We start from the raw sequence: 13052 nt of genomic DNA, 5'->3' as shown, positions 1-13052 counted from the left end.
TAGTTGACTAGAGTTTAGAAATCTGATCTAACTCTTCTTTTAACTTAGCCTTGTCTTTGTGATCTTCAAAGAATCGGGCAAAGGCTTCAACTTGTTCTTTGCGAGGAGGTTCTAATGTATCGATCACCTCTCGGATACTTTCAAATTCCCAAGTTAACTCAGCATCATTAGGTATATCCAATACATATAAATAGACTTTATCTACAGTTGACTTTCCAGCAATAAAATACAGCATTTCCATAACAGATCTATACTGTTGATAACCACTTTTGGTGAAACCAATAGCTTCTTGAATAGGTTCTATCGCCTGCTCTTTGCCTTTTACTGCAAGTACCAGCTCAGCTTTATTACATAGAGCACTCGCTAGCTGTCTTTGTATAACGACCTCATCATCGTCTTTGAACCGTTCTAGTAACGCGTCATACACCGCAATCGCTTCTTCTGAAAAATTCAAATGACCTAACGTAATAGCCTTGTTCATCAGTGCTGTCGCTATCAGCTCCTGGAGCGCCAACTCGTCGCTGTCTTTGAACCGTTCTAGTAACGCGTCATACACCGCAATCGCTTCTTCTGAAAAATTCAAATGACCTAACGTAATAGCCTTGTTCATCAGTGCTGTCGCTATCAGCTCCTGGAGCGTCAACTCGTCGCTGTTTTGGAATCGTTCTAGCAACGCGTCATACACCGCAATCGCTTCTTCTGAACGATTCAATTGGCCTAACGTAATGGCTTTGTTTACCAGTGCTTTCGCTACCTGTTCCTGTAGCGCCAGTTCGTCGCTGTCTTTGAATCGTTCCAGCAACGCGTCATACACCGCAATCGCTTCTTCTGAACGATTCAATTGGCCTAACGTAATGGCTTTGTTTACCAGTGCTTTCGCTACCTGTTCCTGTAGCGCCAGTTCGTCGCTGTCTTTGAATCGTTCCAGCAACGCGTCATACACCGCAATCTCTTCTTCTGAACGATTCAATTGGCCTAATCTAATGGCTTTGTTTACCAGTGCTTTCGCTACCTGTTCCTGTAGCGCCAGTTCGTCGCTGTCTTTGAATCGTTCCAGCAACGCGTCATACACCGCAATCTCTTCTTCTGAACGATTCAATTGGCCTAATCTAATGGCTTTGTTTACCAGTGCTGTCGCTACCCGTTCCTGTAGCGCCAGTTCGTCGCTGTCTTTGAATCGTTCCAGCAACGCGTCATACACCGCAATCGCTTCTTCTGAACGATTCAATTGGCCTAACGTAATGGCTTTGTTCATATATGCTCTAGCAACATACATTTGAATATCGAGATCATTCGATTTTTCATACGTAGTTATTAAATTCTCATAAGTTTTAATTTCTTTATCTGGTTGACTACCAGCATCAAAAATTAGTCCTTTGAAAAACAGAGCTTTAGCATTCACTATTTGATGTTTTAACAAATCACTATTGAGAGAGCCTCGAATAACACCATTAATTCGACGAAGAGCATCATCAATACGTTTATTATTTGCTAGAGAATAAGCTTCATTTATATCGTTATCAGCAGCTTGTTCTTCCATATCATCACGCATTTTTTCTAACTCTTTTTCATGATACTCCTTCTGCTCTTTTAACTGATTACTCTGCTCGTTCAGTTTAATATCAAACCTTTCTGTTAACTCATTTTCTTTTCTCTGTACCCATCCATCAAATGCATTCTCAGCTTCCAACTTAGCAGTTGCTATAGCTGCTAATCTTGCATTCCAGCTAAAAGCATATGCAACAATAGCGATCACAATACCCAATACCCCAGCAACGATCCCAAACCAAGTTGTTGTCCATGACACTTGAGATAAAGAGCTATCATAGGAATCTTTTAAATCACCAATACGACCACTCTGTTCATTTAGCTTCTCATCAACTCGTAACTGAGACTCTTCAAGGCGAACTTCTACTTTTCCAATTCGTTCTTTCAATTCTTGGATTTGTTCTTTCGATGCGCCCGTTGCATCGAGCACGCTGACGTCTTTGCGAATTGACGTTAACTCTCGATAAAACCATTCGGGAAGTTGAGTATTCGATGTATTTTGTGGCGTAACTTGTGAAGCACTTGGCTCTGTAGAAACTGATGCGTTATCTGCCGAGAAGACAGCCGCAGAGAAAAATAAAAAAGTGATAAAAGCAAAACGAATGAGAGAGGTGAGCACTCTGTTACATCCTTGTGAATAAATTAAAGTGAAACAAGAGTAGCGCCTAACAACGCTTTTAGGCAATTCATACTGACCTTTTTAACCATGCAAAATCGACTGATCTAATTTTCAGACTTGGAAAACAGAAACAAAGGAGTACTATGTACACCATTAAAGTTTACTTAGAGAAACCCTATGACTCTTTTCAAAGAATTAAAATCTTCTCTAGAAGAAGCCGTAGAAATCCAACAAGGCCGTAAAGCAGCCTCTCGTATTACTCGCTTTGAGATCGCTGATGTAAAGTCTATTCGCGATAGCCTGCAAGTATCTCAGGCTGAATTTGCCAAAGCCCTTGGCACCAGCGTGGATACAATTAAAAGCTGGGAAAGCAAACGCCGTAATCCAACAGGTTTGGCGGCTAAAGTGCTGGCAACGATTCAAGATAATCCAAGCTTTTATCAAGAGTTATCTGAACACTGACTAAACCAAGATTAGGAATAGAAGCCTTTAATAGACTTGGCTATACTGAATCAGCACACTCGCTAAAGGAATCAAAATGAGACACAAGCCAACGCTATCATTGACTTCTAAACAGCAAGCCTACTCAAGCAAAAAAGGCGACAACTTCGTTGAAAGCATGCGTTTAAAGGGTTATTCAGTCGATAAGTCCTTACTTTCTCTCAGCGTATCTGAAAGAAAAGCAAAGAAAGAAGAAATATTAGAAAAGTATTCCGCTTCAAAAAATAGCCAGTAGATCGTTTTAAAAACGATCTCCAATCAACATTATGATCCACCTTTAACATTCCAACACTTTGCCGTATCTGGCCCGTATTTTGACTTTTATTACTGACATTTTGACCTAAGCGATGCTACTGCCTTGTCTTCACTGCAATGACATTCTAACTTCGTGTTGTCTCTATCATTTAGGAATAAAAACAATGACATTCATCAAAGCCAAAGACTTCACTGCCGACCGCGCTTGGGGCGCGTTGGACATTGCCAATATGAATGGCGTGACGACTCGTTTGCATTGGACAGATCAGCCGTATAAATGGCACATGAACGATGGTGAAGAAGTGTTTGTGGTGTTGGACGGCGAGGTGAATATGCACTACCGAGTCGATGGGAAAGAGCTTGTTCAATTGATGTCTGTCGGCGATATTTTCTACGCGGCGATTGGCACAGAACATGTTGCGCACCCCGTTGGTGAGGCGCGCATTTTAGTGATCGAAAAAGAAGGCAGTGTGTAATTACAAAAACATACCGCCCGACGCTTCAATACGTTGCCCCGTAATCCAACCACTGTCTTCGCTCAGTAGCATAGCAACCGCTTTGCCAATATCTTCAGCTTCACCCGCTCGACCCAAAGCAGTAATAGATGCCACCATCTGATTTACTTGTTGATTGTCACGTACATTGCCTCCCCCAAAGTCTGTAGCAATGGCGCCTGGTGCCAACGTATTTACACGAATCTGGCGGCTTGCGAACTCTTTTGCCATATAGCGAGTCATAACTTCTACTGCCCCTTTGGCCATCGCATAAGCACCATAACCCGGTAAGCTAAAACGCGCTAAACCTGAGGAAACATTCAATGTATGGCCGCCGTCTTTCATGAGAGGCAACAAGGCTTTCGTTAAAAAGAAAGGGCCTTTGACATGAATCGCCAACATATCTTCCAACTCGTCATAAGTCGTGTTTTCAAGGCTGGCATGTAACCCCGTACCGGCGTTATTTAATAAGTAGTCAAAGTCGCTTCGCGCAAACTCATTGGTCAACAATCCTTCAACCTGACTAACGAATTCAGGGATGGCACCAAAATCGCGCGTATCCAATTGAAGAGCAAAGGCTTTTTGTCCTTTTTGTTTAATCTCGTCAATCACATCTTGTGCTGCGCGGGCATTATTGTGATAAGTAAAAATAACGTCTATGCCTTTATCTGCTAACGCTAAGGCACTGCTTTTCCCTAAACCGCGGCTACCACCAGTTATGACGGCTAATTTATTCATCTCTCATTCCCCTCTATTCAATGACATTTTTGCGTTAAGCCGAACTAGCTCTGCGCACTTTGAATAGAGTAAGGCATTGGTTATGTTCGATATATGAGACAAAGCTGATAACATTGTTCGTATTAAACGAACAAAGAGGAAGTTATGGACAAATTTGAAGCCATGCAACGTTTTGTCTTGGTCGCTCAATTTGGTAGTTTCACTAAAGCAGCAGAGGCTCTTGGCTTGCCAAAGTCGAGCGTCTCCAGCGCAGTTCAAGGACTTGAAAGCGAACTTGGGACACGACTTTTCCATCGCAGCACTCGCAATATAACGTTAACTCAAGACGGTGAGATCTATTTACCACAGTGTCGAGCATTACTCGCTAATTTAGACGCACTGGACAGCCAATTCCAACGAGAACCAAGTGATGTTCGCGGTGTACTTAAAGTCGACATGCCAAGCCGTTTTGCCACTACGGTTGTCATTCCGCATTTATCCGACTTTCTCGAAAAATACCCGAACATACGTTTAAAGATCAGCAGCGCAGATTATCGAGTAGATATGATTAAAGAAGGTATTGATTGTGTCATTCGAGTGGGTAATCTCGATGACAGCAGCCTTATCGCTCGACCTTTAACGCAATACCGAAGCCTAAACTGTGTGTCGCCAAGCTATGTTGAAAAATATGGCATTCCGCAAACAATCGAAGAGCTAGCGAATCATAAGCTGATCGAGTATTCCCATTCGCTTGGTAATCTCGACGCACAATTTGAATACCTAGAAGGCCACAAGGTAAAACAACAATCCATGCCAAGCAGCCTAGCGGTTAATGGCACAGATGCCTATTTAGATGCTTGCTTAGCAGGGCTTGGCATTGCCCAAATACCCGCTATTGGCGCAGAAAACCTCATCAAGAAAGGCCTACTCATTTCTATCCTACCTCAATTCGAAGCAGAACCAATGCCGGTATCCTTGCTCTATCCATCACGCAGACAACCAACCAAACGCCTGACTGTCTTTATGGATTGGCTGCAATCCATCACCCTTGCCGCACAAGAAAAATCACAACGTATTTCGTCAAGTTATTGAAGAATATATCTTTTAATATATCATTCATATCTATTCCATCTGTAACATCTAAGAGCTAAAAAGGTGGCCACAAAGACAATGCCTCTTCTATAAAAGAACGTTGATGTTGAGTATTACCTAGGGTATAGTTTTTGCTCAGCATTACAGTCCACACATGAATAATAGCATGAGATAAGAAGCATGGAACGCTCTGATAAGCAATTAGCAGAATCAATTAAAAGCAATAGTCACACTCTCTATATATTATCTGTGGAGCAGTTAACTAGTTTGCATCAAGATACCACACCAACTGACAAGGCTAATATAGCTAGAAGCTCCGCCGACTACGTATCAAGTATGCTAGACATAAAAACTTGTATTAAAATGGTAAGGGATTTAGGAGCTAAAGGCCGTGTTTATGAAAAAGTTATAGATGGAAAACAATATATTATTTTCAAAGGCCATCCTGGGCTTAGAACTATATTTACAGGAACGAAATACTTAGCATCGAATGCGAAAGTTGTAGATATGGTTATAGGAAAGGCAGCAGTAAAGAATTCAGCTCGTTTAGGTGGAAGGTTAACGATATTCTTAACTGTGCCACTTATTATTCTCGAACATATTTTAAAAGATGAGTTCCTCCTAAGCGATTTAGTTGCCGACTTGGCTGTATCTATTGTAAAAGTTGGTGTGAGTAGTATCCTTGCAGCTGTTATAGCAACGGCTGTAGGCACTGCAACTACGATCGCTGCCGCACCCTTGGCAGTAGCCATTTTTGTGGGCCTTGCATCAGGTTATACATTAAATAAAATTGATGATAGGTTTTCTATAACCATTAAACTTGGCCAAGTTTTGAGAGATATTGAAGATAATACTATAGGGGCATTTAGCCGTGGTATGTGGGAACTAGAAAAAACACTTCGTTGGCAAATAGTGAATGGTATATCTCCTGGTAAAGGTATATTTTACCCTTAATGTAATGGACTATTAAAAATGAAATCAAAACGCTTCTATTTGTTTTTTTCTATTCTATCACTATTACTTAGTAAAAATGCATTTTCAGAGCAATTCCCTTTAAATAAAATAGGTTGTTTCATAGTGAATGATGGATATTTCCAAAACCAAGGATCTTTATTAAAAGGAAATTTGGTAAAACTTTACAAAGACTCAACAAGAAAACAAACGATTTATAAAAATAATAATTTGACATTGGAGATTACATCTTCAACAGTAACTGAAGTGGCATTAAAGCAACCATGGGTCAGCTCATTCAAGCTCGAAGCACTAGAAAATGGACATAAAATAGTTAGTGTAACTAGCGCACCACGAAATAGTGAAATAGATTCCATGAGTGTTCATGTAGCTATTAGCTCCCCAGATCCGTCTAATAATGGTGAATTAATAATTGAATGTAACGCACGTCAGTAGGATATTTTCTGAAAAAAAAATTATTAAACTCGACAATTATCATTATAACACTGACTCTATTAGTTATAATTAATAAAGGTTTCACCAATATCATCTTCTCTACTGTTATTACCATCACAAGTATCATTTGTCTTTATACTTGTTTTTATCTTTGGAAGGCACGATCTAACACTTTCGAAAAAACGTCAATACCAATGAATTATTATTTATCAATATCGATAATTTCATTCATAATCTCACTCATATTTTCTTATTTTTCTTATTCTATCTTTCGTTATTCTGCATTAGATATCATATGTAGATACAGCAAGTGCAACTTTGGGCCATACGGTTGGTCTGTTTCATTACTCCTCCTAGCGACATCATTACTGCTACTGACAATTAGTTTTTTATTTTTTACCAAAACTAAAAAAGATAAATAGACAGCTTCACCCTCTCAACCTCAATTCGAAGCAGAACCAATGCCGGTATCCTTGCTCTATCCATCACGCAGACAACCAACCAAACGCCTGACTGTCTTTATGGATTGGCTGCAATCCATCACCCTTGCCGCACAAGAAAAATCACAACGTATTTCGTCAAGTTATTGAAAACTATCTGTTTTAAAAAACGCCTTATCTATATTCCAAAAAAGTTACTTTTTAGCCATTGTAATAACTAAATCTTTTAAGTAATCTCGCTATCAATATAATTCACTGCTTCCCAAATGAGGATACTATGAAATCTAAGCCACGCTTTTTAAAATCTATTATTGGTACATTGTTATTGAGCGGAGCCGTTCAAGCGTCGGCTGCGGATCAAACGATTCTTAACACGTCCTACGATATCGCTCGTGAGCTGTTCGCCACTTATAACCCAACGTTTGAAAAACATTGGTTAGAGAAAACAGGCAAAACTATCGAGATCAAACAGTCTCATGCAGGATCTTCAAAACAAGCCAATGCCATCATGAACGGCTTGTCTGCAGATGTTGTTACTTTTAACCAAGTCACCGACGTCCAAGTTTTGCATGACAAAGGCAAAATGATTCCTGCCGATTGGAAAAACGAATTTCCAAATGCCAGCTCACCTTACTATTCAACAATTGCCTTCCTTGTACGTAAAGGCAATCCAAAAAATATCAAAAGCTGGGGCGATCTAGCGGGTAATAATGTGGCATTGGTGTTCCCAAACCCTAAAACATCTGGCAACGGTCGTTACACTTTTCTAGCGGCTTACGGTTACGCACAAAAAACCTTCGGCAAAGACAACGAAGCGAAAGTAGACAATTTCCTCAGTACTTTCCTGAAAAACGTGTCTGTGTTTGATACTGGCGGTCGTGGTGCGACAACAACTTTCGTTGAGCGTGGCATTGGTGATGTGTTGATTACGTTTGAATCGGAAGTAAACAATATTCGTAACCAATACGGTGCAGACAAATACCAAGTGGTTGTACCAAAAACCTCTATCTTGGCTGAATTCCCAGTAGCCGTTGTTGAGAAAAACGCGAAGAAAAACGGTACAGAAGAAGTGTCTCGTGAATACCTAAGCTACTTGTACAGCGAAGAATCTCAGCGTTTGTTAGCTGGTTTTAACTACCGCGTACACAACGATGTTGTAAAAGCAGAATTCGCTGATAAGTTCCCTGAAGTGAACTTGTTAACCGTCGAAAATATTGCTGGCGGTTGGCCACAAGCGACTAAAGAAATATTCGCAAATGGTGGTAAACTAGACCAACTTCAGCGCCGCTAATATCTGAATAGATAACAACTAGCCGGATACGCTTGCGTATCCGGCTTTTCTGTCTCTAAAGCAACTAGCGACTTTATTGAAATACTCTTATGAAGACCATAATAGGCAAACACATGGCAACACATTTAAGCGCGGTCGCAACCAGACCTCGCCATAAGCGAGTCTTGCCCGGACTCAGTTTAAGCTTGGGAACCTCCTTGCTGTTTATCAGTTTGATTTTACTACTCCCAATGAGCGGACTGGTTATGCAATCCGTCGACATGGGCTGGGATAGATATTGGCAAGTAATCAGCGACGAACGTGTGGTTGCCAGTTATAAGGTAACTCTGTGGGCAGCCTTGATCGCCTCTATTTTTAATGGCTTTTTTGGCCTTTTGCTGGCTTGGGTATTAGTGCGTTATGAGTTCCCCGGACGCCGTATTTTAGATGCATTGGTGGATTTGCCTTTTGCCTTGCCAACTGCGGTTGCCGGTATCACCTTGGCGACTTTGTACGCTCAGAACGGTTGGTACGGTGAAATACTCGAAAGCCTAGGGCTAAAAGTGGCTTACACACCTTGGGGCATTGTCCTCGCTATGGCATTTACCAGCATTCCCTTTGTGGTTAGAACGGTTCAACCAGTATTGGAAGAATTATCCCCAGAAGAGGAAGAAGCAGGAATGACGCTAGGCGCATCCGATTGGTCGGTGTTTCGTCGGGTTATTTTCCCTGCCTTGTGGCCAGCATTGATGACGGGCATTGCCTTGTCGTTCACCCGTAGTTTGGGTGAATTTGGCGCGGTCATTTTTATCGCAGGTAACATGCCTTACGTCAGCGAAATTACGTCTTTGATGATATTCGTTAGCTTACAAGAGTTCGATTTCCCTGCCGCCAGCGCAATTGCGTCTGTTGTGCTGATGGCGTCACTGATCCTCTTGTTTGCCATTAACATTTGGCAGGCGCGTTATTTACGTCGCCTTCATGGACGCAGTTAGGAAGCTTATATGTCATCGTCTAAACACTCATCGAGCCAACTTAGAGTCGGCGATAGCCCTTTGGTTAAATGGCTACTAATTGGTCTGACGCTGTTCTTGACCGCGATTTTGTTAGTCGTGCCGCTGATTGCCATTTTCCAACAAGCTTTTGTGGAAGGCGCAGCACACTATTTCAATAGTTTAATTGAAGCCGATACCTTGCACGCCATTGGTTTAACTCTGGTGGTTGCGGCGCTAACCGTGCCGATTAACTTGGTATTCGGAGTCATGCTCGCATGGGCCGTAACCCGTTTTGAATTCCCCGGTCGAAAAATCCTAATGACTTTGATGGACATCCCTTTTGCGGTGTCACCTGTAGTGGCGGGCCTGTTATATCTTTTGTTGTACGGCAATAACGGCTGGATTGGCTCTTGGCTATATGATCATGACATCCAGTTGATGTTCGCTTGGCCCGGCATCGTCATGGTGACCGTGTTTGTAACTTGTCCGTTTGTGGCGCGTGAATTGATCCCTCTGATGCAACAACAAGGACGAGAAGACGAAGAAGCCGCCGTCATTCTGGGCGCTTCTGGCTGGCAATTATTCCGTCGCGTGACCTTGCCGAATATCAAATGGGCGCTGATTTACGGCGTGATTCTAACTAACGCCCGTGCCGTCGGTGAATTTGGCGCGGTGTCTGTGGTGTCTGGCAACATTCGCGGCGAAACCAACACCTTGCCGCTGCACGTTCAGTTGCAATATGAGGATTACCAAGCAGCTGCGGCGTTCGCCAGCGCATCGCTATTGGCGATGATTGCCCTACTTACCTTGTTGTTGAAAGCCTTCATCGAATGGCGTCAAGAACGTAGTTTAAAAATTGAAGCTGAAAAAGAAAGACAGGTGACACAATGAGCATTTTGATTGAAAACATTTCCAAACACTTTGGGCAGTTTCAAGCCTTGTCACCTTTATCATTGGATATCAACGAAGGCGAAATGATTGGTTTGCTTGGCCCATCCGGCTCAGGAAAAACCACTTTATTGCGCATTATTGCTGGATTAGAAGGCGCTGACACGGGTCGCATTCAGTTTGGTGACCGAGACGTGACTAACTTGCATGTGCGAGATCGTCGCGTGGGCTTCGTATTCCAAAACTACGCCTTGTTCCGCCATATGACAGTGGCTGACAATGTGGCCTTTGGCTTAGAAGTCTTACCACGTAAAGAACGCCCAAGCCCGACTGAAATAAAAAACCGCGTTATGCATTTATTGGAAATGGTGCAGCTTGAGCATCTTGCCAGCCGTTTCCCATCCCAGCTTTCTGGCGGTCAAAAACAACGTATCGCTTTGGCACGTGCCCTGGCGACTCAGCCAGAAGTCTTACTACTGGACGAGCCCTTTGGTGCATTGGATGCCAAGGTTCGTAAAGAGCTTCGTCGCTGGTTGCGCGGATTGCACGACGAACTGGGCTTCACCAGCGTCTTCGTCACCCATGATCAAGAGGAAGCCTTGGAACTGTCTGATCGAGTTGTCGTGATGAGCAATGGCCACATAGAACAGATCGACCAACCAGGTGCACTTTACGCCTCACCTAACAGCCGGTTTGTCTTCGACTTTCTTGGCAACGCCAATGTCTTTGAAGGCAAATTGGAAAACGGCAAATGGCAAAATCTGCAAGCCAATATCGTTCTGCCAAATGGTGCAGAACAGAAAGACGGCCAACTGTACATTCGCTCCCATGAGTTCTTTGTCTCGAAAGAAGCAACAGCCCAAGCAAACTTGCCGTTACGCGTTATTGCCATCAACCCGATTGGCGCCGAAGTTCGCCTAGAACTGACTCCAATAGATTGGCACAGCAACGACGTATGGGAAATCGACCTACCTCACAAAGCCTTCGATAAGAACTGCTTCGAAAAAGGCCAAACCTTATACGTCACGCCGAAAGCAGGTTACTTCTTTGCCCATGATGCACAGCAACCTGTGCTATTGAATTGGGAAACAGAGAAAGTACAAGTAACTGAGCAAGCATAATAAAAGATAACTAAGAACGGCATTCAGAATGCCGTTCTTCTTTTTTATGCCCAGCAATGATACGTTTATGCATCGCATGAACTGAATAAGTGCAAAGAAAATTCCACAAAAATACTCTAGTCGTTTTCCGTCAACCTTTCGCCGCAATGAGGAATACAACTAAAAGATAAGCGCCCTAGAGTCGGTAGATACCCACTCCCGAAGGAAAACGTCGTATGCGCTATTCTAGCCTATTGTTAGTTTCTGTCGTCTTGTCCCAAGCACCATTTACATTAGCCGCCGCAAAGTTTGATTTCTCTAATGAATACAACGCGACGTCTATTCATGCTGAAGGAGATAAGTATTTCATTGATCAAGTCACTAAGCTTAGTAAAGGTGACATAGATATTACGCTTCATACCGGTGGATCTTTAGGTTTCAAATCTACGGATAACTTTTACGCGGTTGCCGATAACGCGATCCAGATTGCAGACACCTTAGCTGGCAGTATGGCTGGTATTGATCCTATATTTTTATTGTCTTCGTTGCCTTTTATTGTTGAAAATGAAGATCAGGCCGAACAACTTTATAAAATTGCCAAACCTTATTACCAGAAAGTATTTGCTCAAAATGGACAAATCCTACTTTACGCTTCCCCTTGGCCAGCTAGCGGCATTTGGTCTCAAAAACCTGTTACTACAAAAGAAGGACTCGCCAATTTAAAAATCCGTACCTATGACAAAAATGGTACTTTGACATTACGTGAGGCAGGCGCAGAACCAATTAGCCTCTCATGGGGAGATGTCGTTCCTCAACTGTCTACAGGAGGAATTAAAGCGGTACTTACCTCAGCCGATGCTGGTGCGAGCGGTAAATTTTGGGAACATCTAGATAATTATAGTGCCATTCAATATGCAATCCCTCTGAACATGGTTCACATGAACAAAGAGGCGTTTGATGATTTATCTAGTGAAGAACAAAGCGCTATTTTAAAAGCGGCCGCGTTAACAGACGAACATAACTGGCAAACAGTAAGAACTCGCGTTGTGGATAATTACAAAGAGCTTGCTACGAATAATGTAACCATTCATCAAAACCTTTCAAAAACTTTTATTAGTTGGCTGCAAGAGTCAGCTAAGCCTTCTCTAAAAGAATGGTTAGAAGATACTGGGAAGTCGGGTAGCGATATCATGGCGGATTTTGAGAAAAGCAAATGATCATCCGTCTATTAGTCAGTATTTCCAGACGGCTTAATCAGCTGTCTGGCGCCTTGGCAATGTTACTCATTGCTTATCTGCTGTGTCATATATTGTTAGAAATTGTCTTGCGACTATTTGGCACATCAACTTATGTTCTAGATGAATTTGTGGGTTACGCCATCGCCACAATCACTTTTCTTGGCTTAGGTTATAGCTTAGAACGAAATGGTTTAATCAAGGTAAATATATTAAGTGACCGACTCCCTGAAAAATATCACTGGATATTAGATTCTTTTATTTCTCTTGTTTCTTTCGCTATGTTTTTTTGGGTTTCCTATTACTGGTACATCAATGTCGCCAGAAGCTTTAAACGTAATGTCACCAGCGAGTCCATAGCAGAAACACCTTTGTGGATTCCGGAAGGCATGGTGTTAGTTGGCTTAACTCTTTTGTGCTTAACCCTATTTGTCAGAATACTTGTACTCGTATCTACACGCCAAGTCCCACATATCGAGAGCAATAAATAA

Annotated in this window: 15 protein-coding genes; 13 read left to right on the top strand and 2 right to left on the bottom strand. The window is 42.3% G+C overall.

What is annotated here, in order from left to right:
* Positions 1-7 precede the first annotated feature (7 nt).
* Complete coding sequence (locus tag CYL31_RS03300) at positions 8-2167, bottom strand: tetratricopeptide repeat protein (RefSeq protein WP_212917559.1); 2160 nt, start codon at positions 2165-2167, stop codon at positions 8-10.
* A gap of 177 nt (positions 2168-2344) precedes the next feature.
* Between CYL31_RS03300 and nadS the strand changes: the two genes are divergently transcribed.
* The 3 genes from nadS to CYL31_RS03285 all read left to right on the top strand — a co-directional run bounded on the left by nadS (position 2345) and on the right by CYL31_RS03285 (position 3399).
* Positions 2345-2629: a NadS family protein gene (gene nadS / locus CYL31_RS03295; protein WP_212917558.1), complete on the top strand. Its 285-nt coding sequence runs from the start codon at positions 2345-2347 to the stop codon at positions 2627-2629.
* 76 nt (positions 2630-2705) lie between these two features.
* On the top strand, positions 2706-2903 hold the full coding sequence (locus CYL31_RS03290) for a YhfG family protein (protein WP_212917557.1): 198 nt from the start codon (positions 2706-2708) through the stop codon (positions 2901-2903).
* A gap of 184 nt (positions 2904-3087) precedes the next feature.
* Positions 3088-3399 (top strand): cupin domain-containing protein, encoded by a 312-nt coding sequence (locus CYL31_RS03285; protein ID WP_212917556.1) that lies wholly within the window; start codon positions 3088-3090, stop codon positions 3397-3399.
* Here the strand turns inward: CYL31_RS03285 and CYL31_RS03280 are convergent, their stop codons facing one another.
* A complete protein-coding gene (locus CYL31_RS03280) occupies positions 3400-4155 on the bottom strand; it encodes an SDR family NAD(P)-dependent oxidoreductase (RefSeq protein WP_212917555.1) in 756 nt (251 codons plus the stop codon).
* Between the two features lie 144 nt (positions 4156-4299).
* Between CYL31_RS03280 and CYL31_RS03275 the strand changes: the two genes are divergently transcribed.
* The 10 genes from CYL31_RS03275 to CYL31_RS03235 all read left to right on the top strand — a co-directional run bounded on the left by CYL31_RS03275 (position 4300) and on the right by CYL31_RS03235 (position 13052).
* The gene (locus CYL31_RS03275; RefSeq protein WP_212917554.1) at positions 4300-5226 is read left to right on the top strand and encodes a LysR family transcriptional regulator; all 927 of its coding nucleotides are present in this window, start codon (positions 4300-4302) and stop codon (positions 5224-5226) included.
* A gap of 180 nt (positions 5227-5406) precedes the next feature.
* Positions 5407-6180 (top strand): hypothetical protein, encoded by a 774-nt coding sequence (locus CYL31_RS03270; RefSeq protein ID WP_212917553.1) that lies wholly within the window; start codon positions 5407-5409, stop codon positions 6178-6180.
* Between the two features lie 18 nt (positions 6181-6198).
* Positions 6199-6633: a hypothetical protein gene (locus CYL31_RS03265; protein ID WP_212917552.1), complete on the top strand. Its 435-nt coding sequence runs from the start codon at positions 6199-6201 to the stop codon at positions 6631-6633.
* 461 nt (positions 6634-7094) lie between these two features.
* Positions 7095-7223: a hypothetical protein gene (locus CYL31_RS20795; protein WP_283248214.1), complete on the top strand. Its 129-nt coding sequence runs from the start codon at positions 7095-7097 to the stop codon at positions 7221-7223.
* Between the two features lie 127 nt (positions 7224-7350).
* On the top strand, positions 7351-8364 hold the full coding sequence (gene cysP, locus CYL31_RS03260; RefSeq protein WP_212917551.1) for a thiosulfate ABC transporter substrate-binding protein CysP: 1014 nt from the start codon (positions 7351-7353) through the stop codon (positions 8362-8364).
* Positions 8365-8477: 113 nt separating this feature from the next.
* Positions 8478-9338, top strand: coding sequence for a sulfate/thiosulfate ABC transporter permease CysT (gene cysT / locus CYL31_RS03255; RefSeq protein ID WP_212917550.1), 861 nt, complete (start codon positions 8478-8480; stop codon positions 9336-9338).
* Positions 9339-9347: 9 nt separating this feature from the next.
* Entirely contained in the window at positions 9348-10229 is an 882-nt protein-coding gene (gene cysW, locus CYL31_RS03250; RefSeq protein WP_212917549.1) for a sulfate ABC transporter permease subunit CysW, read from the top strand.
* Positions 10226-11347 (top strand): sulfate/molybdate ABC transporter ATP-binding protein, encoded by a 1122-nt coding sequence (locus CYL31_RS03245; RefSeq protein WP_212917548.1) that lies wholly within the window; start codon positions 10226-10228, stop codon positions 11345-11347. The genes cysW and CYL31_RS03245 overlap by 4 nt, the downstream gene beginning before the upstream one ends.
* A 215-nt stretch (positions 11348-11562) precedes the next feature.
* Positions 11563-12543, top strand: coding sequence for a TRAP transporter substrate-binding protein (locus CYL31_RS03240; protein WP_212917547.1), 981 nt, complete (start codon positions 11563-11565; stop codon positions 12541-12543).
* Positions 12540-13052 carry a TRAP transporter small permease gene (locus tag CYL31_RS03235; RefSeq protein WP_212917546.1) on the top strand — a complete coding sequence of 171 codons (513 nt, stop codon included), beginning with the start codon at positions 12540-12542 and terminating at the stop codon, positions 13050-13052. The genes CYL31_RS03240 and CYL31_RS03235 overlap by 4 nt, the downstream gene beginning before the upstream one ends.

Origin of the sequence: Marinomonas sp. A3A, assembly GCF_018336955.1 — a bacterium.
Taxonomy (GTDB): domain Bacteria; phylum Pseudomonadota; class Gammaproteobacteria; order Pseudomonadales; family Marinomonadaceae; genus Marinomonas; species Marinomonas lutimaris.
Note: the sequence above shows the minus strand (reverse complement) of the source record. Positions and strands in the feature narration are given on the sequence as shown.

Coding starts and splice junctions, on each gene's coding strand:
- CYL31_RS03240 (WP_212917547.1), top strand. CDS start 11,563: ATGCGCTATTCTAGCCTATTGTTAGTTTCTGTCGTCTTGTCCCAAGCA.
- CYL31_RS03285 (WP_212917556.1), top strand. CDS start 3,088: ATGACATTCATCAAAGCCAAAGACTTCACTGCCGACCGCGCTTGGGGC.
- CYL31_RS03290 (WP_212917557.1), top strand. CDS start 2,706: ATGAGACACAAGCCAACGCTATCATTGACTTCTAAACAGCAAGCCTAC.
- CYL31_RS03275 (WP_212917554.1), top strand. CDS start 4,300: ATGGACAAATTTGAAGCCATGCAACGTTTTGTCTTGGTCGCTCAATTT.
- CYL31_RS03280 (WP_212917555.1), bottom strand. CDS start 4,155: ATGAATAAATTAGCCGTCATAACTGGTGGTAGCCGCGGTTTAGGGAAA.
- cysW (WP_212917549.1), top strand. CDS start 9,348: ATGTCATCGTCTAAACACTCATCGAGCCAACTTAGAGTCGGCGATAGC.
- cysP (WP_212917551.1), top strand. CDS start 7,351: ATGAAATCTAAGCCACGCTTTTTAAAATCTATTATTGGTACATTGTTA.
- CYL31_RS03270 (WP_212917553.1), top strand. CDS start 5,407: ATGGAACGCTCTGATAAGCAATTAGCAGAATCAATTAAAAGCAATAGT.
- CYL31_RS20795 (WP_283248214.1), top strand. CDS start 7,095: ATGCCGGTATCCTTGCTCTATCCATCACGCAGACAACCAACCAAACGC.
- CYL31_RS03235 (WP_212917546.1), top strand. CDS start 12,540: ATGATCATCCGTCTATTAGTCAGTATTTCCAGACGGCTTAATCAGCTG.
- nadS (WP_212917558.1), top strand. CDS start 2,345: ATGACTCTTTTCAAAGAATTAAAATCTTCTCTAGAAGAAGCCGTAGAA.
- cysT (WP_212917550.1), top strand. CDS start 8,478: ATGGCAACACATTTAAGCGCGGTCGCAACCAGACCTCGCCATAAGCGA.
- CYL31_RS03245 (WP_212917548.1), top strand. CDS start 10,226: ATGAGCATTTTGATTGAAAACATTTCCAAACACTTTGGGCAGTTTCAA.
- CYL31_RS03265 (WP_212917552.1), top strand. CDS start 6,199: ATGAAATCAAAACGCTTCTATTTGTTTTTTTCTATTCTATCACTATTA.